General features: G+C 68.4%; 27 protein-coding genes and 1 pseudogene. 11 read left to right on the top strand and 17 right to left on the bottom strand.

Translation table 11 applies throughout. The annotated features are described in order from the left end of the window. Nucleotides 1–3: 3 nt before the first annotated feature. The 5 genes from AC529_RS18675 to AC529_RS18655 all read right to left on the bottom strand — a co-directional run bounded on the left by AC529_RS18675 (nt 4) and on the right by AC529_RS18655 (nt 3,328). Complete coding sequence (locus AC529_RS18675) at nt 4–258, bottom strand: hypothetical protein (RefSeq protein ID WP_068758654.1); 255 nt, start codon at nt 256–258, stop codon at nt 4–6. A gap of 115 nt (nt 259–373) precedes the next feature. Then, nucleotides 374–775, bottom strand: coding sequence for a plasmid replication, integration and excision activator (locus tag AC529_RS18670; RefSeq protein WP_068758653.1), 402 nt, complete (start codon nt 773–775; stop codon nt 374–376). 122 nt (nt 776–897) lie between these two features. Beyond that, nucleotides 898–1,638 (bottom strand): GntR family transcriptional regulator, encoded by a 741-nt coding sequence (locus tag AC529_RS18665; RefSeq protein WP_068758652.1) that lies wholly within the window; start codon nt 1,636–1,638, stop codon nt 898–900. A 97-nt stretch (nt 1,639–1,735) separates the two neighbouring features. Further along, nucleotides 1,736–2,113, bottom strand: a complete 378-nt coding sequence (locus AC529_RS18660; protein WP_068758651.1) for a hypothetical protein — start codon at nt 2,111–2,113, stop codon at nt 1,736–1,738. 435 nt (nt 2,114–2,548) lie between these two features. Beyond that, nucleotides 2,549–3,328 (bottom strand): GntR family transcriptional regulator, encoded by a 780-nt coding sequence (locus tag AC529_RS18655; protein WP_068758650.1) that lies wholly within the window; start codon nt 3,326–3,328, stop codon nt 2,549–2,551. Nucleotides 3,329–3,346: 18 nt separating this feature from the next. Between AC529_RS18655 and AC529_RS18650 the strand changes: the two genes are divergently transcribed. Next, nucleotides 3,347–3,814 (top strand): NUDIX hydrolase, encoded by a 468-nt coding sequence (locus AC529_RS18650; RefSeq protein WP_068758649.1) that lies wholly within the window; start codon nt 3,347–3,349, stop codon nt 3,812–3,814. 674 nt (nt 3,815–4,488) lie between these two features. On the opposite strand, the gene AC529_RS18645 is transcribed toward AC529_RS18650, so the two are convergent. Together AC529_RS18645 and AC529_RS21075 are read right to left on the bottom strand one after the other, a co-directional pair. Continuing rightward, on the bottom strand, nt 4,489–4,671 hold the full coding sequence (locus AC529_RS18645; protein ID WP_232306829.1) for an excisionase family DNA-binding protein: 183 nt from the start codon (nt 4,669–4,671) through the stop codon (nt 4,489–4,491). A gap of 149 nt (nt 4,672–4,820) precedes the next feature. Further along, nucleotides 4,821–4,958: pseudogene (locus tag AC529_RS21075) on the bottom strand (plasmid replication, integration and excision activator); the annotation flags it as partial. A 293-nt stretch (nt 4,959–5,251) separates the two neighbouring features. Here AC529_RS21075 and AC529_RS18630 point away from each other — a divergent pair. Further along, complete coding sequence (locus tag AC529_RS18630; protein ID WP_068758648.1) at nt 5,252–5,989, top strand: XRE family transcriptional regulator; 738 nt, start codon at nt 5,252–5,254, stop codon at nt 5,987–5,989. Between the two features lie 10 nt (nt 5,990–5,999). Then, entirely contained in the window at nt 6,000–6,476 is a 477-nt protein-coding gene (locus AC529_RS18625) for an NUDIX domain-containing protein (RefSeq protein ID WP_068758647.1), read from the top strand. Here AC529_RS18625 and AC529_RS18620 read toward each other — a convergent pair. The 3 genes from AC529_RS18620 to AC529_RS18615 all read right to left on the bottom strand — a co-directional run bounded on the left by AC529_RS18620 (nt 6,473) and on the right by AC529_RS18615 (nt 7,906). Continuing rightward, entirely contained in the window at nt 6,473–6,970 is a 498-nt protein-coding gene (locus AC529_RS18620; protein WP_083948461.1) for an HD domain-containing protein, read from the bottom strand. The two genes, AC529_RS18625 and AC529_RS18620, sit on opposite strands and share 4 nt — an antisense overlap. A gap of 63 nt (nt 6,971–7,033) precedes the next feature. Next, complete coding sequence (locus AC529_RS19840; RefSeq protein WP_332307082.1) at nt 7,034–7,522, bottom strand: GntR family transcriptional regulator; 489 nt, start codon at nt 7,520–7,522, stop codon at nt 7,034–7,036. Nucleotides 7,523–7,675: 153 nt separating this feature from the next. Then, a complete protein-coding gene (locus tag AC529_RS18615; protein ID WP_068758646.1) occupies nt 7,676–7,906 on the bottom strand; it encodes a hypothetical protein in 231 nt (76 codons plus the stop codon). Nucleotides 7,907–8,331: 425 nt separating this feature from the next. Here AC529_RS18615 and AC529_RS18610 point away from each other — a divergent pair, with 425 nt between their 5' ends. Further along, nucleotides 8,332–9,069: an XRE family transcriptional regulator gene (locus tag AC529_RS18610; RefSeq protein ID WP_232306827.1), complete on the top strand. Its 738-nt coding sequence runs from the start codon at nt 8,332–8,334 to the stop codon at nt 9,067–9,069. 104 nt (nt 9,070–9,173) lie between these two features. After that, nucleotides 9,174–9,398, top strand: coding sequence for a DUF4238 domain-containing protein (locus tag AC529_RS21380; protein WP_083948449.1), 225 nt, complete (start codon nt 9,174–9,176; stop codon nt 9,396–9,398). A gap of 358 nt (nt 9,399–9,756) precedes the next feature. Here AC529_RS21380 and AC529_RS18605 read toward each other — a convergent pair whose 3' ends face one another. The 3 genes from AC529_RS18605 to AC529_RS18595 all read right to left on the bottom strand — a co-directional run bounded on the left by AC529_RS18605 (nt 9,757) and on the right by AC529_RS18595 (nt 11,683). Further along, nucleotides 9,757–10,062, bottom strand: coding sequence for a hypothetical protein (locus AC529_RS18605; protein WP_068758662.1), 306 nt, complete (start codon nt 10,060–10,062; stop codon nt 9,757–9,759). 110 nt (nt 10,063–10,172) lie between these two features. Beyond that, on the bottom strand, nt 10,173–11,378 hold the full coding sequence (locus AC529_RS18600; protein ID WP_068758645.1) for a helix-turn-helix domain-containing protein: 1,206 nt from the start codon (nt 11,376–11,378) through the stop codon (nt 10,173–10,175). After that, nucleotides 11,375–11,683, bottom strand: a complete 309-nt coding sequence (locus AC529_RS18595; RefSeq protein WP_068758644.1) for a putative quinol monooxygenase — start codon at nt 11,681–11,683, stop codon at nt 11,375–11,377. The genes AC529_RS18600 and AC529_RS18595 overlap by 4 nt, the downstream gene beginning before the upstream one ends. A 160-nt stretch (nt 11,684–11,843) precedes the next feature. Here AC529_RS18595 and AC529_RS18590 point away from each other — a divergent pair, with 160 nt between their 5' ends. Then, nucleotides 11,844–12,260, top strand: a complete 417-nt coding sequence (locus AC529_RS18590) for an ATP-binding protein (RefSeq protein WP_232306826.1) — start codon at nt 11,844–11,846, stop codon at nt 12,258–12,260. A 413-nt stretch (nt 12,261–12,673) separates the two neighbouring features. After that, on the top strand, nt 12,674–15,376 hold the full coding sequence (locus AC529_RS19825; RefSeq protein ID WP_198156487.1) for a tetratricopeptide repeat protein: 2,703 nt from the start codon (nt 12,674–12,676) through the stop codon (nt 15,374–15,376). A gap of 296 nt (nt 15,377–15,672) precedes the next feature. Here AC529_RS19825 and AC529_RS18580 read toward each other — a convergent pair whose 3' ends face one another. Both AC529_RS18580 and AC529_RS18575 read right to left on the bottom strand, forming a co-directional pair. Further along, a complete protein-coding gene (locus AC529_RS18580; RefSeq protein ID WP_068758643.1) occupies nt 15,673–16,011 on the bottom strand; it encodes an Imm51 family immunity protein in 339 nt (112 codons plus the stop codon). Between the two features lie 127 nt (nt 16,012–16,138). Further along, nucleotides 16,139–16,810 carry a TetR/AcrR family transcriptional regulator gene (locus AC529_RS18575; RefSeq protein WP_083948445.1) on the bottom strand — a complete coding sequence of 224 codons (672 nt, stop codon included), beginning with the start codon at nt 16,808–16,810 and terminating at the stop codon, nt 16,139–16,141. A 249-nt stretch (nt 16,811–17,059) separates the two neighbouring features. Between AC529_RS18575 and AC529_RS18570 the strand changes: the two genes are divergently transcribed. The 3 genes from AC529_RS18570 to AC529_RS18560 all read left to right on the top strand — a co-directional run bounded on the left by AC529_RS18570 (nt 17,060) and on the right by AC529_RS18560 (nt 19,539). Beyond that, nucleotides 17,060–17,482 (top strand): YciI family protein, encoded by a 423-nt coding sequence (locus AC529_RS18570; protein ID WP_068758641.1) that lies wholly within the window; start codon nt 17,060–17,062, stop codon nt 17,480–17,482. A 50-nt stretch (nt 17,483–17,532) separates the two neighbouring features. Continuing rightward, nucleotides 17,533–18,729 (top strand): RNA polymerase sigma factor, encoded by a 1,197-nt coding sequence (locus AC529_RS18565; RefSeq protein ID WP_269745559.1) that lies wholly within the window; start codon nt 17,533–17,535, stop codon nt 18,727–18,729. Nucleotides 18,730–19,044: 315 nt separating this feature from the next. Then, nucleotides 19,045–19,539 (top strand): hypothetical protein, encoded by a 495-nt coding sequence (locus AC529_RS18560; protein ID WP_068758639.1) that lies wholly within the window; start codon nt 19,045–19,047, stop codon nt 19,537–19,539. A 49-nt stretch (nt 19,540–19,588) separates the two neighbouring features. On the opposite strand, the gene AC529_RS21210 is transcribed toward AC529_RS18560, so the two are convergent. Continuing rightward, nucleotides 19,589–21,010, bottom strand: a complete 1,422-nt coding sequence (locus tag AC529_RS21210; RefSeq protein WP_068758661.1) for an endo-1,4-beta-xylanase — start codon at nt 21,008–21,010, stop codon at nt 19,589–19,591. Nucleotides 21,011–21,227: 217 nt separating this feature from the next. On the opposite strand from AC529_RS21210, the gene AC529_RS18550 reads away from it, so the two are divergent. Beyond that, the gene (locus AC529_RS18550; protein ID WP_068758638.1) at nt 21,228–21,875 is read left to right on the top strand and encodes a LysE family translocator; all 648 of its coding nucleotides are present in this window, start codon (nt 21,228–21,230) and stop codon (nt 21,873–21,875) included. A gap of 87 nt (nt 21,876–21,962) precedes the next feature. Here the strand turns inward: AC529_RS18550 and AC529_RS18545 are convergent, their stop codons facing one another. Next, nucleotides 21,963–22,757 (bottom strand): aminotransferase class IV, encoded by a 795-nt coding sequence (locus tag AC529_RS18545; protein ID WP_068758637.1) that lies wholly within the window; start codon nt 22,755–22,757, stop codon nt 21,963–21,965.

Below are 22,757 nucleotides of genomic sequence, written 5' to 3'. Positions count from 1 at the left end.
ACATCAGCACCCACCCCCCGCCGAGTCGGCCAGGCGGGAGCGGGCCGCGTCGAGCTGGGCCCGGGCGATCGCCGCCACCTCCACCGCCTCGGGGTCGAAGGAGTGCACGGCGATCCGGGACAGCAGGTCCGCCTTGCGCTCGAAGAACACCACGTCCTCGGCCGGAGTCGACGGGACGCGGTTCGTGGAGCGTTCACGGACCAGGGCCAGGAACTCGGAGATCTCCCGGGGTGAGACGGGAGGCGGCTGGTCAGCCATAATCAGACACACCTCTTCTGTGGTTCATCGGTTGGCAAGCCGAACGGAAATACGGAGGGGTTGAAGGGGCGGCTCGGTGTTGCAGCACCAGGCCGCCCCGCTTGCTTGTCAGGAGCTAGGCGGCGTCCTTGGCCGCACCACGGCGCGCACCAGCGCCGGGAGCCTTCAGGCCGCGCGCCCGCAGCGAGTAGGCCACCCGAGGACGACGGCCGTTGTCGTCCACGTAGGGCATGACCGACATGCCCTCGAACTCCACCGGCCGGAACGGCAGCCCCGCCACCTCATCGGGCAGGGTCGGGCAGACCTCGGCCGCCACCTTGACCTTCACCGACTTGGCCTTGCCCCGCGCGTTGGGGTCGGCGTCGATCACCTCCACCGCCCACAACGGCAACCCGGTCTCCCGGTCCACCTCCGGCCGCTTGGTCTCGAAGTTCGTCACCGCCTCCACCCCCAACGCGAACGCCCCATGCGGAAACACCGTCCCGAACTCCACCGGCAACGCACCCTGAATCGCCATCTAGCAGCACCTCTCCAGGACATCCACTCGATCACTTAGCCACTTGTTTGACTAAGTTGAAGCCAGGATAGCCCGCTCAACTTGACCAAACAAGTGGCTAAGTGATCGAGCTTCCCTGGCCCCTACACAGCCGAGTAGGAGTCTTCCAGTTCATGCAGGTCACCGGGGAGAACTACTTCGGCGACGGCAAGCACTTCTCCCGAGGTGTCCACTATCCGCGCGACGATCCCGAGCACTGGGGTCCCCTTTTCGAGTCCGAGGAGTTCATTCTCCTCATCGGTGGCCAGTCGTGCGCTGAGCCGCTCGAAGACCAGTGAAGGACGGAGTTGCTTGACACGCTGGATGTGTTCACGGGCACCGATGCTGATCGGGGTGGGGTCCCCAAGGTCCGTTCCTTCTGCCACGTCCAGAGGAAACCACAGCGTCACCAACTCGCTTGGTTCGTCGTCGACGAGCACCAAGCGCCGCCGCATGATCGCCGGAGCGTTCTCGGGTAGGCCGATCGTCTCAGCGATGGTCGCGGGAACGGACATCCGTCCCGCACAGACGATCTGGTCGCTCTTGGAGTTCTCCGGAGCTTCAAAGGCACTCGCCCCGGCATGCGAACGTTCGACAGCCTGGTGAGGAACGCCCTTGACGAACGAACCGCGCCCGTGTTCGCGTTCGATCCATCCCTGCATGCTGAGGATCTGGAGAGCACGAACAACCGTAGACCGACCCGCGCCGAACTCACGCACCAAACGCGTCTCGGAGGGCAGCTTCTCGCCCACCGGGTAGGTACCGTCTTCGATCCGCTCTTGGAGCGTTCGGACGATCTGCGCGTATTTAGGAGGCGTAAACTCCAGACCTGACATGTCGACCATCCGGTTGGTCCATCGCTCGTTTGGTCAAGTTTACCTGCGAACTTGATCCAAGTTGATCTAACCCACTCGCGTTTATGACTCTGTGCCTCGACAAGCGTCAGAGGGCTTGCCAGTCCACCGCGCGTTCCACCGTGTAGACCTGCAGACTGTCCACAGTAGCCCCGCAGGTCGCGCGCCGTTCCATGTCGACCAAGGCACGAGCGACCAGCACCGCATCATCACGTGCTGCTTCGTCACCAGACGACAGGATCGGAGAGACAACCTGGCGGACGTGGTAGCACGACGCTCCGTCGACTTCGTGCCACAAGCCCACGATGTAGGTCGCCCTGAGCCGTCGTAAGGCTATGGCCTTGGGCAAGGCGCACTGATAACGCCTGACCACACGTTCACCGTTCGACTGGGTGAACTCCGCCTCGTAGGTGATGGATCGCCAGTCCTCAGCGACGACACGAACCCGCGCTTCCCCTGGACGCATTCATTCCCCCCGACAACTCCGGTCTTGGCTCTGAGGCCCATACCTGGTCACGACTGAGGAAGTTGGGCGATCCCCGTCACCGCAACACACCCTTTCCTCGACACGCGGAGCAAGAGACGACGCGCGTCAACGGCTTGCGGGTGGTGGACGAACGTACGACGACCAGTCGTCGAGGGCGGACGGTCTTCCAGCCACGACCCCGGCAGGCCCGGCAGTGTTGCGGAGCGGAGGCAGTCACGGAATTGCTCCTCGGGGGACTGTGGTGGTGCCCTTTGCCAAGGGATCGAGGGCACCACCACACCAGCAAACCCAGAAAGCAGCTCATCAACATGAGATGAGCTCATCTACTCATGTACATGAGTTGCATGGACAAGGGTGCCCCACCTATGTACATAAGTCAATCCTCCTGAGGGGAAGGAGAAGAGAACCCGCCGGTTAGTCCGTCGCAGGAATCCGGTAGTCGAGCACGAACTGATCAGCTGCCATGATCGTGTCGCAGACCTCCACCACGCGTCCTGTCGTGGTCACCGCGTTGCGGGTGAGGTGGATGACCGGGGAGCCGGGACTCAGTCTCAGCGCGGTGGCCTCCTGCTTGGTCGCGATACGCGCTCGAATGGTCTCGGTGTACTCCGCGAACTCGTGCCCGTGGTCCTCCAGTCGCGCGTAGATACCGCCGCCACCCGGATTCTCCTCGAACAGCTCGGGGATGTCCCGAGCCACGTCCCACGGCAGATACGACGTCGCTTCCTCGGTCGGGGTCCCGTCACTGAAGTACAGGCGGCGCCGGGCCAGTACCTTGGCCCCTTCCTCCACACCCAGGCGGTCGGCGATCTCCTGTGGAGCAGGAACCGGACCGATCGAGAGCACCTGGACTGTGGGCTTCACTCCCGCCTGTTCGGTCTCCGCGATGTAGGCGGCCTTGCCGGCCCGCCGGTGCGAACGCCGGAAGCGATCCGAGGACTTGCGTGTCACCGGAGGACGCGACTTCACAAACGAGCCCTTGCCCTGGTAGGTCACCACCAGGCCAGCCGTGCGCAGTTCTGCGACGGCCTTGCGGACCGTTCCCGAGGAGACGCCGTAACGCTCCATCAGCGCCGCCTCGCTGGGGATCTCCTCACCCGGAGCCAGACGGTCGGACTTGATCTGCTCCTCGATGTCGTCAGCGATCTGGAGGTACATCGGCTTCGCCGACCTTGCCCCTACTGTGCTCGCCATAGTCCTTGGGTACCTCCTATGCTCCTGTACATGGGTAACAGCACCGGAGAGGCCCCGTCAACGCCGCTGCATTCAGTGTCAGTGGCGGGAGCCGTCATCCGAGACGACGGGCGGTTTCTGGCCATCCGCCGCCGGGACAACGGAACGTGGGAACTTCCCGGCGGCGTCCTGGAGCTGGACGAGACCCCCGAGGACGGCGTCGTCCGCGAAGTGCGGGAAGAGACTGGCGTCCTGGTGAAAGTGGACCGCCTGACCGGCGTCTACAAGAACATGGCCCGCGGAATCGTCGCCCTGGTCTTCCGCTGCCACCCCTCCGGAGGCCGGGAGCACCCTTCCTCAGAGTCGACCGCCGTCGCCTGGCTCACCCCCGAAGAAGTGAAGGAACGGATGACCGAGGTCTACTCGGTCCGCCTCCTCGACGCCCTGGACAGCGACGCACCCCACGTCCGCGTCCACGACGGCAAACACCTCCACCGAGCACGCTAGTCAGAGACTTCGCCTTCCGGCATCGACTGCCGAATCTGGCTGTATGGGATCAAGGCGACGGCGCTGCGCGCCGTCGCGGCGTCTGGGGGTGGCCCCGGCTGCGGGCTGCCGCCCGGTCCGGGGCCACCCCCAGACGGCTCCTGATTCCGCTTGCCGCAGGCGACCGCCCACCGGCCGTAGTCACCGAGCCGTGGTTCCTGACGTCCTCGGTTCCCGTGGCACTCGATCGCGCGACTCTGCCTGTCTGTGGCTGAGGACTCCGGCGCGATCGAGCACCACGACCGAGGACCGTGGTCGCCCGCCGCTGTGGTTGCCGAAATCCCGGGTGGCGCAGGGCTGACCCGATCCCGTAGCGTCGCCGCCCCCGTGCTAACACGGCTGCTCACAACGGCTCCGAACAGGGCTGGACAGCTCCGGAATCATCGCCCTCCCTGAAAGGCGTCCACCCAGGTCAGACGCCGTTTCCGGACCTCCACGGACATCCCGCACACGACTACGGATCAGAAGGTTGGGGGTTCGAGTCCCTCCGAGTGCGCACGTCAAAGGGCCGTTCCTCATCGAGGAGCGGCCCTTGTGCTAACGCTCTTGCTCACAGCTCTCCCGCACCGCCCGGGCGAAGGCGTCGGCCACCGCGGTCATCCGCTCCCGGACCACGTGCGCGTACACCCGCAGGGTCACCGACGGGTCGGCGTGCCCGAGGCGAGCGGCGACCAGGTGCACGGGCACTGGGCGAGGAGGCCGGAGACGCAGTCGTTCAGCGCCGAGACAGGGATGCGCCGAGAGCCGCCGATGCGCAGCGCGCGCACCGCCCCGGAGGCGAGCAGTTCGTAGAGCTTGCTTCGGGAGATCGCCAGCACGCGCGCGGCTTCGGGAACGGTCAGGAGGAGGCGTGGGGGGTTGGATGCAGCCAGTTCGCGCACCGCGGCGAGCACGGCTCATAGCGCAGCGCCTCCAGGAGGCGCTCGACGTGCTGTTCCTGCGCCACCGTCTGGACGGTGTGGCATTCGGCGACGTCCTTGGCCGCCCGACGCCCACCGGCACCAGGAGCCTTCAGGCCGCGGGCACGCAGCGAGTAGGCCACCCGGGGCCGCCGCCCCGAGTCGTCCACGTAGGGCATGACCGACATGCCCTCGAACTCCACCGGCAACGCACCCTGAATCGCCATGAAGAATCCTGCTCATCTGCGTTGATCTGGCCCACGCCAGACCACTCCCTGAAATCGCTACATGTATAACATGTATCGATTCTTGGTGCCAGAGGCTAAGCCTCGATCCGTCGAGGGCGGCAGTTCGGCCGGTCGAGGCCGAACCGCCGATTCCTGCGGGCAAGTAGCAGGATGCGCAAGGAACACGGGACGGGACTACTACATGGCTGGACGTGTTCAGGACGTCTCGATAATGTGAGCGCGTCCCCCGACGTCCCGCGAACACGGATTCCATGCCGAACGAGAGACTGCGCGCTGCACTGCTGAAGCAGGGACTGACCCCGGCCAGTCTCGCCGAGGCCGTCGGCGTGGACACCAAGAGTGTCGAGCGCTGGATCACCCTCGGCCGCGTTCCCTACCGCCGCCACCGCTACGCGGTCGCCGCACGTCTAGGCGTAGACGAGACGTACCTGTGGCCGCAGGCCCTGACCAAGGACCAGCAGAAGGCGGCTTCCGAGGGCGAGATCATCGCGATTCATCCGCACCGCTGGACCGTTCCCAGCGATGCATGGAAGCGTCTTTTCGAGTCTGCCGAGCGCGAGATCGGCATTCTCGTCTACAGCGGTTTCTTCCTGGCCGAGGACGTCAGCGTGTCCAGGATTCTCGCCGCCAAGGCCGAAGCCGGGGTGCGGGTGCGCATCCTGCTCGGCGACCCTGAGTGCGAGGCGGTCGCCCAGCGCGGCGCTGACGAGGGCATTGACGACGCCATGGCCGCCAAGATCCGCAACGTCATCGTGTTGTACCGGCCGCTGCGTGCCGTGGAGGGTGTGGAGTTCCGGCTGCACCGCACGGTCCTGTACAACTCGATCTACCGCGCCGACGACCAGATGCTCGTGAACACACACGTCTACGGCGTGCCAGCGGCGAACGCGCCCGTGCTCCACTTGCGTAAGGTGGCTGGCGGCAGCATGGTGACCACCTACCTGGAAAGCTTCGAACGGGTCTGGGACGAGGCCACGCCCCTCGACTGAAAGAGAGCCCATGGCACGGCGGATCGACTACTACGACGACCCCCACGCCCCCAAAGCCAACAGCCTGGTCCCCTCGGTCAACGTGATCGTGACCAACGACCGCGACGAGATCCTCCTGATCCGCCGCTCCGACAACGGCAACTGGGCCGTCCCCGGCGGAGCCGTCGACCTCGGCGAGTCCGTCCCCCAGGCAGCCGTACGCGAAACCCTCGAAGAAACCGGGATCACCTGCGAGATCACCGGAATCTCCGGCATCTACAGCGACCCCAGGCACGTCATCTACTACACCAGCAACGGCGAGTGCCGCCAGGAGTTCTCCATCGTCCTGACCGCCCGCCCCCTCACCGGAACCCCCACCCCCAGCAGCGAGTCCAGAGAAGTCCGCTGGGTCCCCAAGACCGAACTCACCGACTACCGGATGGACCACTCCATGCGACTGCGCCTCACCCACCACCTCAACGGAGACCAGCAACCCCACATCGGCTAGCCGAGCGCGTTCAACCGGTCCTCCACTGCCCGAACCGCCTTCACCAGTTCGGGTGAGGAGCGGGTGATGGAGCGGTGCACGATGTGACCGGGTTCGTAGCGGGTGAGGATCTCCGCCAGGCGCTGTTCCACCGGAAGGTGTGTCCCGTCAGGGCCGGTCGTCATGTCGCAGTAGGTCAGCGCCTCCAACAGGTCAGGACGTGGGAACCCGAACTCGCCCGTCAACTCGGCTGCGAGTCCTCGCTCCTCGGCCTCGACCACGGCACCGGAATGGTGCGCCACCAGCGCGCACAGCCGCTCGTCCGCCTGCTTGACCCGGCGCAGGTAGCGGGCGCCGTCCAGCGGATGGAACCCCGTCACCGCCAGGGCGGGCGAGTACCCGATGTCGTGCAGCCACGCCGCGGCAACGACGAGGTCGGCGTCCTCACCGAGCACCCCGGCCAGGGTCTCGGCCTGTCCGGCCACGCCCTGAGTGTGCGCCCACCTGCGCGGCAGCGGCTCTTGCAGAAGCTTTCGCGCCAGGGCGCGCGCCCAGAGAACATGACCCACACGGACAGACTAACGTGAGGGCTTTGCCACCCCCAGGACAAAGCGGCCCTTGCCGTGCACCGAGCGGATCAGGCCCGCCCCTTCCAGATCCGACAGCGCCTGACGTGCGGTCCCCCGAGAAACCCCGTACTGCTGGACGATCGCCGCCTCACTAGGTAACGGAGCACCAGGGGCAAGCTCCCCCCGCATGATCCTGTCACGCAGATCAGCGGCAATCCTCCGGTACTGGGGCTGTCCGGAATGCTCCCCGTCGTTACTCGCTGACGGGTCGAGCACGACGCGTCCAGTGCCCGGAAGAGCCCGGATCAGCCGTTCCTTCTCCAGAACCGCCAGTGCCCGCCGCAATGTCGTACGCGCAACCCCGAACTCCTGACTCAGCTCCGACTCCGAGGGAAGAGGGGCATCGGGAGGACACGTCCCGTCAGCGATGCGTTGACGCAACTCGTCCGCGATGCGCACATAGGTTCCCCACGGGGTCGAGCGTGGGACCACAGGCATTCCTTCCGAGTCTTGTTGAGCAGTACAGCTCAATGATTCCAGACGGTGCTTTCCTGCCCCGGGCACGCAGTGAGGAAGCACCGTGTCCCGACATGTGGAAGCCGCGCGACCGATGAGGGGAAGGACGCTCTCACCGGCCGCGCGGCGGTCTGGTCACACCAAGGAACCCCTGCCGTCCGGTTCGGGGAGGGCGTGGACCCTGGCCGGAGGGTCTTCCAACTGCGCAACGAAGCGCTCAACGTCGGACTCGATGATGGTCGGCGCGTACTCGCTGTCGGGCTTGCGGGTGCTTGCGATCCACAGGGTCTGGCTGCGGCGGATGTTCCACTCCTCCCCGTAGGTCTTCCGGAGCAGCTTCAGCAGCGGGTTCGTGGTCTCGCTCATGCGGCCACCACCAACGACCGAGGCCGAGCCATGCCCAGCAGGACCGCCAAGCCCTGGCGACTCTGTTCGTCCCGCTGCCTTTGCCGTCGCCGTTCGTGATGCAGGACGTAGGGACGGACCACGGCCACCTTTGGCGTCACCGGGTAGGCCGGCGGCGGTGGGGTGAACGGAATCGGTGCGTACGGTCGGGGACGCGCCACCGTTCGGGGGTGGATATGGGAGGAATCGGTAAAGTTTGACATGTTCCACCTGGGTTCTTCAGGTTGGGACCACGCCCCCGGAGTGTTCGCCGCACTCGCGGGGGTTTCACATGCCAAAACCCTCGCTTGAGCACGCGGACATGTGTACCTCGTATCGGACTTCTTGAGGGACGTCTTGGGACGTCTTCTGTTATCGTCGGTCCCCCACTCTGAGGAGGACCTGTCGTGAACGAGCCCCTACGCCGCGCCCTGGCCGCTTCACGCCTCACAGACACCGACGTTGCCGCACGCCTTGGCGTGGACCCTAAGACCGTCCGCCGCTGGATTGCCGGAACCAGGCCCTACCCCCGCCACCGCTGGGCCCTCGCCGGCCTCGTGGGAGTGCCAGAACACCAACTCTGGCCCGACACCAAGGCCACCACCGAACTCCCAGCCCAAGCACCGCCAGGAGTCCGCACTGTCTACCCCCACCGCTGGCAGATCCCGCGAGAGACATGGCGCGCATTCTTCGAATCCGCCAAGTACGAGATCGACATCCTCGTCTACAGCGGATTCTTCCTTGCCGACGACACCGGAATGCTCAAAATCCTCGAACGCAAAGCCCGCGCAGGCGTCGCAGTCCGCATCCTGCTTGGCGACCCCGACTGCCCCAACGTCAAACAGCGCGGCATCGAGGAAGGCATCGGCGACGCCATGGTCGCCAAAATCCGCAACGTTCTCGTTCTCTACCGCCCTTTAGCCGACGTCGAGGGCGTCCAGATCCGGCTTCATCAAACCGTGCTGTACAACTCGATCTACCGCGCAGACGAACACTTACTCGTCAACCACCACGTCTACGGAGTCCCCGCAGCAAACGCACCCGTCACCCGTATCGACAACACCATCAATCCGGAACTAACGAAGACTTATCTGAGCAGCTTCGAATTCATCTGGAAAACCAACAGCGCCAGGCGATTTCAATAAGCAGACCCCCAAGGGAACTCAATACAAAGAAGCGTCTTGGTGGCGCTTCTGGTTGCATATTGTCAATTTTAGCAACTCCCACCCGAGTGGCCGACCGCGCAGATATGTCCAATCCAAAGCTTCATCACTATGTGCCACAGTTCTATCTACGTCGTTTTACCGACCCATCTGGACGAATTTGGGCATGGGACAAAATATTCGATAGGGCATTCCACACAAATCCAAGATCGGTTGCAAAGGCGTCGGCACTGCACGCCGCCGCAACGTCTGGGGGTGGCTCCGGCTGCGGGCTGCCGCCCGGTCCGGAGCCACCCCCAGAGGGCTCTTGATTGGACCTGCCGTAGTAGGCAACCGTCCAATGGCCGTAGTCACCGAGCTGTGGTCCCTGGCGTCCTCGGTTCCCGTGGCACTCGATCCGCGACTCTGCCTGTCTGTGGCTGAGGACTCCGGCGCGATCGAGCACCACGACCGAGGACCGTGGTCGCCCGCCGTTGTGGTTGCCGAAATCTCGGGTGGCGCAGGGCTGCCCCGATCCCGTAACGTTGCCGCCCTCGTGCCAACACGGCTGCTCACAACGGCTTCGAACAGGGCTGGACAGCTCCGGAATCATCGCCCTCCCTGAAAGGCGTCCGCCCAGCTCAGACGCCGTTTCCGGACCTCCACGGACATCCCGCACACGACACCAGCTCAGGCGGCGTCCTTGGCTGCCCGACGCCCACCGGCACCGGGAGCCTTGATGCCGCGGGCGCGCAGCGAGTAGGCCACCCGGGGCCGCCGCCCCGAGTCGTCCACGTAGGGCATGACCGTCATGCCCTCGAACTCCACCGGCCGGAACGGCAACCCGGTCTCCCGGTCCCCCTCCGGCCGCTTGGTCTCGAAGTTCGCCACCGCCTCCACCCCCAGCGCGAACGCCCCGTGCGGGAACACCGTCCCGAACTCCACCGGAAACGCACCCTGAATCGCCGTACGTACCCCTTTGCTGGTGACAGACATGAAGAAAGCGTGGGGCTGTCGCCCCTTCCACACACGGAAGGAGTGCAGCGACAACCACACGCCAACCCGTACTTTTTCTATTGCCTGACACTTTGAGTACTAGCTTGCACTCAGAGTACGCCCGCTCTCCGAGCTAGTCCTTGGAGTTCAGGACTGGCCGGGTCCTGAATGATCAGCAGGTCCCCGATCGCCTGACGTGCCAGAGGATGACTGCGTACCTGTTCAGGAGTGATCGTTTCGGCCTGTTCCAGCACCGCCACGGCCTCGTCGATGTTGCGCCGCTGGAGGTGAGCACGTGCCACGTCGATGAGGAACCGTCCCCGCCGCTCCGCCGACAGGCCCGAAGCATCCACCGTCGCCGCCGCACGCAGCGCCACTCCGGCATCGCCCAGGTCCACCGCGGCCGACACCTCATGAAGACCCAGGTTGGTCGGACCGAACTCGGTGTTGAAGTCGTTGCGGTCTGCGCCGAGCCGTTCGGCCAGTGACCGAGCCGAGGCGATGTGCTTGTACGCGGCGGTCGCGTCGTTGCTGCGTGCGGCAGCGATCGCCCGTTGCAGGGTCAGCGCCCCCATCAACGACAGCACCTCCGGACGGCCGTCGGCAGCCAGAGAGGACAGCGCTTCCACCGAGGTGCGCGCCACTGTCTCGACCTGGTTGAAGTGTTTGGCCCCCTGGAAGGTCAGGCACAACCGGAACTCACCAGCCGCCATCAACAGCGGGTCGTCAGCCCGCTCCGCCGCGACGATCGCCCGGTCAGCGGCGATCCAGGCCGCCTCGAACTCGCCCAGCTTGCTCAGTGCCGACGAGCACGCCTGGTAGACCGAGGCCAGCAGTCGGAAACACTCCGCGCGCTGCCCGTTGTCCACCGACCGTGCCGCTGCCTCCAGTTGCGACACCAGGGATTCCAGCAGGTCCGTCAGTTCCAGGTAGCGGCCCTCATGCGTCAGTTTCCACGTCTGTTCTGCACGAGGCCGCAACTCCGCAGGGTCAGCCGGTTGCTTCTGGCCGAGTAGTGCGTTCAGGGCGTGCGCGGCACTGAGCACCAGGCGCAGCCGAGTGCTGCCCGGCGCCTCTTCGACCGTGGCCGCGACGATGGGTGCCTCGGCCGCAAGATCCGCAATCGGCACCTCCAACACCTCGGCCACGGCTTCCAGCACCGACATCCGGTCGACCTTGCGCACCCCGCGTTCCACCTGGGAGACCCAGGCTTCGGAGCGGTTGATCAGACCGGCGAACTCCCGCTGCGACAGGCCCCGCCTGCGCCGGTACCGGGCGATCTTGCGGCCCAGCGCTTTCTGGTACTCCGTGCTCACTTCGTCACGCCCTTGGCATCCCGCAGGCTCAGGAAGTCCACCGAGAAGGACTCCAGGTACTGGCCGCGTTCCTGGAGGAAGCGCCGCACGTGCGGCTGCTCCTCGTGGGCCTCGAAGGCTGCCCGGTCGGCGTACATCTCGTAGAAGACCCGATGCAGCGGCTCGCCGTCCACCTCGTGCACCGCATAGACCAGGGTCCCCGGTTCGCTCTGACGGATCTTGGGCAGTGTCTCGGCCACAAGCGCGTCGAACCCCTGTGCGCTGGCTTCGTCTTTCAGGACGAACTTGACCACCAGACCGAACACGGCGACTCCCTCAGTCGGCTCTATGCGTTTCGCTGTCCGTACTCATCGTGCGGCAAGCACATTCCAAGTAACAGTTACCTGTTGTGCTGCATCTGTACTTTGAGTACTGGTCACGCAGTTCATTCTGGCTGTGGACTGCCCGACGAGAGGGCACATCGCAATGAGCCTGCACGCTGCCCACCCCCTCCAGCCGACGCCGCCGGCCCGCGCCCGCTGGTTCCCCGGCCACCCCGAGTCCCTCAGCGAAGTCCGCCGCTTCATCGCCGAGGAACTTCCCGATCACCCCCGCCAGGACGACGCGATCCTGCTCACCAGCGAACTGGCCACCAACGCCGTCGAACACACCCGCTCCGGCCAGCAGGACGGCGGCTTCCTCGTCGTAGTGGAGCGCACCTACACCGAAGTGGTCCGCATCACCGTCCACGACAGCGGAAGCCGCCAAGAAACCCCTACGTGGCCAAACCCGGAGCTGACGACGAACACAGCCGAGGGCTCTTCATCGTTGACGCTCTCGCCGACTGCTGGGGAAGCCGCAACGGATGGCACGGCCGAGAAACCTGGTTCGAGATCTGAGTGATCTCCACAAGCTTGTGCCGAATCAGGTCCTGGCAGCTCAAGGAGACGGTGTTGCACACCGTTGGGGTGGGGTGTGGCTCGGGTGCAGGATGTCCTATTTCGAGCTATATCCGCACCGCCGCAGAGGCCGAACTGCGCTGGCCGGTATCCCCAACACAGCACGATCCAAGACGTCAGATCACCACGTGGACCGACGGAATTCGGCCACCTCGCCCTTCAAGCCTGCCTGGAGCTGCCGTTTCGTCATAGTGACGCCATTCTTGGCTGTCTCCCTCTTCTCCTGGGATCAGAATGTTCGTCCGTTACGTCCCATGCACCGGGGAGGGAATGGCAAGCTGGCGTGGCGGAGGTGTGGGCATGCGGCGACGTTCGCTCTGGGCATTTCTCATAGCAGGCTTTCTCGCGCTCCTGGCAGTGGCTCCGGAACTGCTGGCCGCCTACCAGATCGAGGTGCCCTGGGCCATCACCGCGGCCACCGCGGCGGCCGCGGTGGCCGCAGTCGCACTGGGAGTGTGGCAGGCCCGCTACGAGCGGGAGGCGGAGCGTCGCGATCAGCAGGCCCTTGCTGTTGCCGAGGGCTGTCTGAGCCTGCCTTCGGGGAAACTCCCCAGGGTCCGCCAGCTCGACGACCCCCGGGACTGGGGCGTGCACCCGGCCGCCGCCAGCAGTAGTGCCGACCCGGTGCCGCCGTTCGTGCCGCGTGACGTCGACGAGGAACTGCGCGCCCGACTCGCCGAGAACACGTTCGTGCTGGTGGTGGGGGACTCCACGGCGGGCAAGACCCGGTGCGCCTTCGAAGCGGTCCGCGCTGTCCTGCCCGACCACACCCTGATCATCCCCGCCACCGCTGGAGGGATCGGGGCCGCGCTGCGCGCCGCCAACGAACAGCGCAGGTGTGTGCTGTGGCTTGACGACCTCAACACCTGGTTCTCCTCGCCCGAGCTGACCCGGGATGCCCTCTCCCGCCTGCTCGCCCTCGGCCGTCGCCGTCACCGGGTCGTGGTGGCCACCCTGCGCGCGGCCGAGGAGAACCGGTGGCGCAGTGTTCCTGAGGACGGTGCGGCCGCCGACACCTGTCACAGGGTCCAGGCCCTGCTGGGGCGTGCCCACCGGATCTTCCTGCCCCGCCTGTTCAGTCCTGCCGAGCGCGAACGCGCCCGGCTTCGTGCCCATGATCGGCGTATCGCCGATGCCCTGGAGCATGCGGAGGAGTACGGGGTGGCCGAGTACCTGGCCAACGGGCCGCAACTGCTGGCCGAGTGGGAGAACGCGTGGAGCGCCAACACCGACCCGCGGGCTCCCAGCCGGCCCCGTGGCGCCTGCCTGGTCGCCGCCGCCGTGGACCTGCGCCGTGCGGGTTACGCCTCCCCCCTGTCTCGGAAGCTCATCACAGAGGTGCACGGTTACTACCTCGACCACCGCGGCGGGGAACGTCTCAACCCCGAACCCCCGGAAGCCGCCTGGGAGTGGGCTGTGCGGCCGCGTCGCGGCACCACCCGTCTGCTCACCCCCCACGGTCCCGACCGCGTGGACGTGTTCGACTACCTGGTGGATGCGGTCCAACGCCGTACGCCTGCGGGCGAGCACGTGCCCGAGCCCGTCGTCACCGCCGCCCTGGCCCATGCGGGCGCGGCCGACGCCCACGCCATCGGCACCACCGCGCATGCCCAGGGCCGCTACCGGCTGGCCGAACGCGCCTACCGCCAGGCCCTCACCGCCCACACCGCCACCCTCGGCCCCACCCACCCCCACACCCTGGCCAGCCGGGGCAACCTCGCCCTCGTCCTGCAAGCCCTGGGGCGCCTGGAGGATGCCGAGGCCGAACACCGCGCTGAGCTGGAGATCTGCCGTCGTGTTCTGGGCGAGGACCACCCCGACACCCTCACCAGCCGCAACAACCTCGCCTCGGTCCTGTGGGCGTTGGGCCGCCTCGAGGAAGCCGAGGCCGAACACCGCGCAGTCCTGGAAGCCAGTCGCCGCCTCCTGGGTGAGGACCACCCCTTCACCCTGAGCAGCCGCAGCAACCTCGCCTCGGTCCTGCAAGACCTGGGGCGCCTGGAGGAGGCCGAGGCCGAACACCGCGCAGTCCTGGATGCTTGCTGTCGTGTTCTGGGCGAGGAACATCCTGCCACTCTGACCAGCCGGAACAATCTCGCCTCGGTCCTGCAAGACCTGGGGCGCCTGGAGGAGGCCGAAGCCGAACACCGTGCAGTCCTGGAAACCCGCCGCCGCATCCTCGGCGAAGAACACCCCCACACCCTGACCAGTCGCAGCAACCTCGCCTTGGCCCTGCGGGCGCTGGGGCGTTTGGGGGAGGCCGAGGCCGAGCACCGTGCAGTCCTGGAGGTTCGCCGTCGCCTTCTGGGTGAGGACCACCCGGACACCCTTATCAGCCGCAGCAACCTCGCCTCGGTCCTGCAAGACCTGGGCCGTCTGGAGGAGGCCGAGGCCGAACACCGTGCAGTCCTGGAAGCCCGCCGCCGAGTCTTGGGCGAAGACCACCCCACTACTCTGACCAGCCGTAACAACCTCGCCTCGGTCCTGTGGGCGTTGGGCTGCCTGGAGGAGGCCAAGGCCGAGCACCGTGCAGTCCTGGAAGCCCGCCGCCGAGTCTTGGGCGAAGACCACCCCGACACCCTGAGCAGCCGCAGCAACCTCGCCCTGGTCCTGCGGGCGCTGGGGCGTCTGGAGGAGGCCGAGGCCGAGCACCGTGCAGTCCTGGAGGTTCGCCGTCGCCTTCTGGGTGAGGACCACCCGGACACCCTTATCAGCCGCAGCAACCTCGCCTCGGTCCTGTGGGCGTTGGGGCGTCTGGAGGAGGCCGAGGCCGAGCACCGTGCAGTCCTGGAAGCCCGCCGCCGAGTCTTGGGCGAAGACCACCCCACTACTCTGACCAGCCGTAACAACCTCGCCTCGGTCCTGCAAGACCTGGGACGCCTGGAGGAAGCCGAGGCCGAGCACCGTGCAGTCCTGGATGCTTGCTGTCGTGTTCTGGGCGAGGAACATCCTGCCACTCTGACCAGCCGGAACAATCTCGCCTCAGTGCTTCGGGCCTTGGGACGCTCCGAGGAAGCCGACAGACTTCTGGACGATGGCGCCGACAGCAGCGGCGAATAACCGCAGTTCCCAGTCGATCGAGCATTCCGGGTGTTCTCTCGGCCGGGCAGGGGGCAGTCTCCAACGGGTTGGGCTTGCCGACCGCGAGCGCTGACAACGGTTCCGGGCAAGGGGCGGTCAGCTCCGGGCCGCCGACCTTCCGCACACGATCCACGGGTCGGAAGATCGGCTGCCGGACCCCGCCGAGCGCGCCTGTGTCGAAGGGCCGTTCCGCACCGAGGAGCGGCCCTTGTGCCGACGCTCTTGCCTGCTGTCCTCTCGCACCGCCCCGGGTGCCGGACGGCTCCCGGTCCCATTCAGTCGTCGAGGTCGATCCCGGCGGCCTGGGCGTCCGCGACGAGCGTCCGGACCCGGTCCTCGTCCCGGGTGACAGCGCTCAGCAGCGCGCCGAGCTCTTCGAGTGCTGCCCGGTCCTTGCCGTAGGCGCAGAACATGCCGGCCTCGGGGTCGTACGAGAAGCGCCCTTCGAGGGAGGCCGCCTCCGTGCTCACGAGGAAGCGCGCGATGCCCGTCCAGAAGTAGCCGTGCGGTTCGTGGCCGAGCTGCCTGACGGCCTCGTCCACCTGCGTCGTCCCCGCGTCCAGCAGCAGCGAGAACGACCCCGGCACGGTCTCAACCAGTTTCAGAGGAGTCATGGGCCGCGCATGGCACCCGGGTACGACAGGACACCATGCCTACCTGCGGCGGTCGTGGCCCCGGTGCCGGGCTCGACTTCCTCGCGGTGCCGAGGCCGGGAGCGTCGGTGCGCGACCGCGCCGACCGCTAGGCGCTGTTCTGCTTCAGGGCCTTGCTGATCCTGTTGCGGTCCAGGGGGACGTCGCCGGGGATGTCCAGGGTGCGCCACAGCATGGTGAACGGGGCCTCCAGGGCGGCGTACGCCTCGTCCGGCGTGGGGACGCCGAACCGCCACAGCCAGTGGAACTGGTGCTGGATGCTCAGGGAGAAGAACTCCAGCATCTCCCTGGGGTGGGTCACCGGGCGCAGTCGGCCCTCCTCGACGTCGGCCTCGTAGAGCTTGAGGGCCTGTTCGGTCCACGACTGGGTGATGTTCTCGTTCCACGCCCGCGCGAACAGCGGGTCCCGGGCGTAGATCTCCAGCATGGTGACGTAGACGACGTGGTGCTCCGCCCACTGCTCGAACAGGGTCACGATCCCGTGCAGGGCGTAGGACGCCAGGTCCGGCGCGTTGTCGAGGTACACCCGGTGCAGGACCGGCGCGGTGCTGCGGTCGACCAGCGCCAGGCACATCTCGTCCACGTTCTTGAAGTGGTTGTAGACGCTGGACCTGCGCAGTCCTGCCCTGGCGGCCACGTCGGCCATGCTCAGCTTCGCCGCGGGGGACGTTCGGAGCAGCTCGTAGAGAGCGTCGAGGATACGCTCCCGCGTCTCCTGCCCTTTGTAGGAGGGATCTGGAGGACCGAAGCGAGCTGCCATACCTCTCAGAATATCGAGAAACGTGACGATGTTTTTCCTCTTTGCTCACGCCCCGCAGTCGCCCGAGCCGCCGGGTGGCCGCCCCGGCCGCTGACGCGCTCGCCCCGCGCGGTCCTGCCGGTGCCACGGTCGGCGGGAGTGTCGGTGACGCCCGGGAGAATTCCCGGTCCGGTGTCGATTCCGGTCGTTCCCGTTCGACGCCGGGGTAGAGGGACGCGAACGGCGTCCCGACGACCCGCGGAAGGAACGATGAAGTACATGCTCGTCATGCGCACCACCGAGGAGGCCGTGCAGGCCGCGAAGGAGCAGGACTTCGAGCAGGTCATCAACGCGATGGGCGCCTACAACGAGGCGATGATCAAGGCGGGCGTGCTGCTGGCCGGCGAGGGCCTGGCCGACCCCGCCGAGGGCGTGGTCGTCGACTTCGACGCCGAGGAGCCCGTCGTCACCGACGGCCCCTACGGCGAGACCCACGAACTGTTCAACGGCTTCTGGATCATCCAGGTCTCCAGCCGGGAGGAGGCCGTGGAGTGGGCCCGCCGCGCCCCGCTGGGCCCCGGCTCCACGCTGGAGGTGCGCCGCGTGCAGGAGGCGGAGGACTTCGCCGACTACGCCGACAACGAGTACATCAGGAAGGAGGCCGAGTGGCGCCGGCAGCTCGGCACCGAGTGACCCCGGCGCCGTCCTCCCGGAGGGCGGACCCGCGGCGCACCGTCGACGCCGTGTGGCGCATCGAGGGCGCGCGCGTGATCGCCACGCTGGCCCGGATGACCGGGGACGTGGGGTTCGCCGAGGAGCTGGCGCAGGAGGCGGTCGTCGAGGCGCTCCAGTCATGGCCGCAACAGGGCGTCCCGCGCAACGCGGGCTCCTGGCTCACCACGGTGGCCAAGCGCCGCGCGATCGACGCCTGGCGGCGCCGTGAACGCCTCGACGAGCGGTACCGGCTGCTCGCCCGCGGCCTGGCGGAGAGCGGCGAGGACGAGTGGCAGCCCATCGACGACGACGTGCTGCGCCTGGTGTTCACGGCGTGCCATCCGGTGCTGTCGCGCCCGGCGCAGATCGCGCTGACCCTGCGGGTCGTCGGGGGCCTCACCACGGCTGAGATCGCCCGGATGCTGCTCGTGCCGGTCGCCACGGTGCAGGCGCGCATCACCCGGGCGAAGAAGACGCTGGCGGCGGCCCGGGTGCGGTTCGAGGCGCCGGACCCGAACGAGTGGGGCGAGCGGCTGGGCGCGGTGCTCAGCGTGGTCTACCTCGTCTTCACCGAGGGGTACGCGGCGACGTCGGGGGACCGCTGGATCCGCCCGGACCTGGCGAACGAGGCGCTCCGACTGGGGCGGGTCCTCGCGGGCCTGCTGCCCCGGGAGCCGGAGGTGCACGGGCTGCTCGCCCTCATGGAGTTTCAGGCGTCCCGGTTCGCGGCGCGGGTGCGCCCGGACGGCACCCCGGTCCTGCTGGCCGACCAGGATCGCACCCGCTGGGACCGCGCGCAGATCGCACGCGGCAGGGCGGCGCTGCGGCGGGCCGGGAGCACGGGCCGGGGCCTGGGGCCGTACGGGCTACAGGCGGCGATCGCCGAGTGCCACGCGGTGGCGCCCAGCGTGGCGGAGACCGACTGGCGCAGGATCGTGCTGCTGTACGAGGCGCTGGGGCGGATCGCGCCCAGCCCGGTGGTGGAGCTCAACCGCGCGGTCGCGGTGTCGATGGCGGTGGGTCCCGCGGAGGCGCTGCGGATCGTCGACCGGCTCGCCGGTGAGCAGGCGCTGCGCGGCTCCCACCTGCTGCCGAGCGTGCGCGGGGAGCTGCTGGCCCGGCTGGGCCGTGTCGAGGAGGCGCGCGCCGAGCTGCTCGCCGCGGCGGAGTTGGCGGCCAACCGGCGCGAACGGTCGGTGCTGCTGGAGAAGGCCGCGGGTCTGTGAGGGCGGCCCGGGCGGCGGGAGTGTCGGACTGTCGCCGGTTCCGGGCCGTCCGTTTCTCCCGTGGCGGGCGACCGCTGCGAGGCCCCTCCGCGGATCGGCCCGGGAAGAACAGCCGTTGGGGACAGGCCGTTTCCCGAGGGAGGGGTGCGGGGAGCAGCACCGTCGGCCTCGCCGCGGGCTCCCGAACACTTCCGAACGGTCCGCGTGGAGATACGGAACGTAGTCGTACCACTTCCAGGGAAAGCCTTCGGTGTTGCGACAGTCGCCGTGCGTCCTCGCCGCGCCCGTGACGCACGGCCGGACCCTGGAAGCGCCATGACTCTTTCCGCCCGTGACCGGATCGTCCGCTCCGCCGCCGCGGCCGGTGCCGCGGCCGTCCTCGCCTGCGGCTGCGCCGGGCCTCCGCGGCTGCCCGGGGAGCGGGGGGAGCCGGGCACGCCCGCGTCGCCCGCCCGCTCCTCCTCCCCGAGCCGGGGGCTGCCCGCGGCCGCCGACGGCACCGACCTGGCCGCCTGCGCCGATGCCGTGTGCGAGGTCGAGGTGGCCGAGGGCGACGAGTTCCCCGTGTCGGGTCCGCACGGCCTGGAGCGGATCGTGGTCGAGAGGGTCGCCCCGGGGGAGGTGACCGTCACCGGGTACGGCGACGGCGGCGGCAGCATGGTGTCGGGCACCACCGGGGCGCCGTTCGGCGACCGGCCGTCCATCGTGCTCAACGGCGTCACCATTGCCGTGCTCGCCGTCGCGGACGGCCGCGCGGTCGTCCGGTTCGACTACGAGGAGGGCGCCCTGCCCGTCCCGTGGGGGTTCTGAGGGGCCGGTCCCGCCCCGGCGGGGCGGGACCGGCGCGGTCCGCCTGGGGTCAGGCGCGGTGGCAGGGGGTGCCGTTGAGGGTGATGTCTCCCGTCGGCTGGGGGTTGCTGCTGTCGGTGATGAAGCCGAAGTCCACCGAGCCGTTGGAGGGGATCGTGCTGTTCCAGCTCAGGTTGCGGGCGGTCACCCGGCCGCTCGCGTCCTGGGTGAGGTCGGTGTTCCAGGACTGGGTGACCCGCGCCCCGTCCAGGGTGAACTCCACGGTCCACTGCGGGATGGACACGGTCGCGGTCACGATCACCTGCACCACCGAGCCGGAGTCCCAGGAGGCGGTCACCCGGTAGTCGACCGTGCAGACGGCGGGGTCGTCGGGGCCTCCGGGGTCGCCGGGGCCTCCGGGGCTGCCCGGGGCGCCGCCGAGGGCGTAGCGCAGGGAGTAGTAGGCGCCGGTGGGCTGGTAGTTCTCGTCCCACAGGTGGGCGTTGCCGTAGCCGGGGAAGACGTCGGGGATCCACGAGCAGCAGTTGCTCACCCCCCAGACCGTGACGCCCACGCAGCCGTCCACGCTCAGGCAGGCCTGGGCGACGGCGGCGTAGTCGGCGGCCTGCTGGGCGAGTTCGTCCTCGTCCGCGGGCAGGGGAATGCGCACGTCCAGTTCGGTGACGGCCACTTCGAGGCCCAGGTCCACGAAGCGCTGGATGTTCTGCGCCATGGTGCCGGGAACCATGCCGACGATGAGGTGGCTCTGCAGGCCGACGCCGTGCAGCGGCACGCCCCGGTCCAGCAGGTCGCGGGCGAGGTTGTACAGGGCGTCGCTCTTCGCGCCGAGGCCCTCGACGTTGTAGTCGTTGATGTAGAGCTTGGCGTCGGGGTCGGCGGCGTGGGCGGCGCGCAGGGCCTCCTCGATGTAGGAGGGGCCGATCTCGCGGAGGAAGACCGTGTCGCGCAGGCTGCCGTCCTCGTTGAACGGCTCGTTGACCACGTCCCAGCGGGCGATGTCCCCGGCGTAGCGGCCGACGGTCGTGGTGATGTGGCGGCGCATCTCGTCCAGCAGTTCCCCGGGGGCGAAGTCGCCGTTCTCCACCCAGTAGGGGAGCTGGTAGTGCCAGACCAGGGTGTGGCCGTGGATCTCCTGGCCGTGCTGCTGGGCGAAGGCGACCATGCTGTCGGCCGGACCCCAGTTGTAGTTGCCCCGGGTGGGCTCCAGGGAGCCCCACTTCATCTCGTTTCCGGGGGTGATGCTGCTGAACTCGCGCGCTGCGAGCTGCGGATACTCGGTGCTGAGCCCTTCGGCGGTGGCGCCGAGACCGGCGAACCGCCCGCTGAGCGCGGCCGCCCCGCGCAGGGTGTCGGGCAGGGGGTCGTCGGCTTGGGCTGGGGAGGTCAGTGCGAACGAGCCGACCACGGCAGCGGCAAGCACCGCGGCGACTCGTGACAGCGGGGACCGCCCCTTGGCGGGGGAGGTGGGCACCACTTCACTCCTTCGGTATGGGATCACTGGTTGGGAGCGCTCTCAGACGGACGAGAGTCACCACTCGTTCACGGGGAGCAACACCTCTCCCAGTATCGACACAAACCCCTCCAATCACCACCCCAGGGTGAAAGGTCGGACACCTAGCGCAACCATTCGGCGCGGTCGGACCGGAAACGAGGTGGGCGGCCGAGTGCCCCCGTGCCATGCTCGGGGCATGGACCTTGCCGTGCTCCCCGCGTTCCTGCTCGCCGTGGTGCTGATCTCGGCCTCCCCCGGCCCGGCCATGGCGCTCGTCTTCCGCCGGGCCGCCCTGGAGGGGTTCCGGCCGACCGTGGCGACCGTCCTGGGCCTGGAGGCGGGCCTGTACCTGTGGGCGCTGGCCGCCGGGGCGGGGCTGGCCGCGCTGGTGGCCGCCTCGGAGACCGCCTACCTGGTACTGCGCGTCGTCGGCGCGGCCTTCCTCGTCTACCTGGGGGTGCGGTCGTGGGCGGCGGCCCTGCGGTCCCGGGACGCCGGTGACGGCGCGGACGCCCCCGACACGCGGCAGCCGCGCGGCCGGTGGCCGTCCCTGCGGGCGTTCGGCGAGGCCGCGGCAGTGCAGTTGGCCAACCCGAAGGCCGCGGTGTTCATGTTCGCCTTCTACCCGCAGTTCGTCTCCCCCGACCAGCCGCTGTTGCAGACCACGGCGCTGCTGGCGCTGCTCCAGGTGGCCGTGGAGACCGTGCTCTACCTCGGGCTGGCCGCGGGCGTGGCGCGCGTCGGCGCGTGGTTCCGCCGCCCGGCCGTCCGCCGCCGCCTCGAAGCGATCACCGGCACGGTGCTGATCGCGCTCGCCGGACGGGTCGCGTTCAGCCCGCGCTGACCGCCCCGCCGTCCGGCACCGGAGTGCGGAGGCCGCCCCCGCGCCGCGGGGGCGGCCTCCTTCTCTCTCCTCTCCCAGGATGGTCTGTCACCAGGGCAGCGGTCGGCGCAGGGCGTCCAGGCGGGCGCGCCACTGCGGCGCCCGCTGCCCGGCTCCCGCGCGCACCGGGGCCCCGACCCACTCGGTGACCACGCGGATGCCGTGGAGCGCGTTCACCAGCCAGGTCTCGCGGCCGTCCAGGCGGGACGGGGTCGCCCTGCGGTGCCTGACCGCCACCCCCAGCTCGCGGGCGTGCTCGACGATCAGCCCCGCGGTGACGCTGGGCAGGACGTCCAGGTCGGGGGGCGGGACGCACAGGTCGTCCCCCTCCCACCACAGCAGCGCGCTGGTCGTCGACTCGGTCAGCACGCCGTCGTCCGTGGTCAGCAGCGCGTCGTCGGCTCCGCTGCGGATCGCCCGCTCCCGCACCTCCGCCAGTGCCGACAGGTCCGGCCCCTTCACCCGGGGGTGCCGGCGCGGGTCGGGGCCGTCCCAGCACAGGACGCGGATGCGGGTGCCGCGGGCTGGGGCCGGGCGGAGGAGCAGGCCCAGGCGGGGCCGCTCCCCGCGGACCAGCTCGACCCGGGGGAACCAGTCGCCCTGCCGGGGCAGCGCGGCGACCACGTCCGCCCAGAACCCGTCGAAGGTCCGCGGGTCGAGCCCGCCCCGCTCCGCGCAGGCCCGGGCGAACCGGGACCGGTGCCGGTCGAGGGCCCGCACCTCGCCGTCGGCCACGAGCCAGGAGTCGGCGGCGAGCAGGGGCAGCCCGTGCTCGTTCTCCTCCCGCAGCCCCGTGCCGGGGGACCACGCCAGGCGGCGGGCCAGTGCGATGTTCGCCGCCAT

The sequence above is a fragment of the Thermobifida cellulosilytica TB100 genome (assembly GCF_001517975.1).
Classification (GTDB): Bacteria; Actinomycetota; Actinomycetes; order Streptosporangiales; family Streptosporangiaceae; genus Thermobifida; species Thermobifida cellulosilytica.
This window is presented reverse-complemented; position numbering and strand designations above follow the sequence as displayed.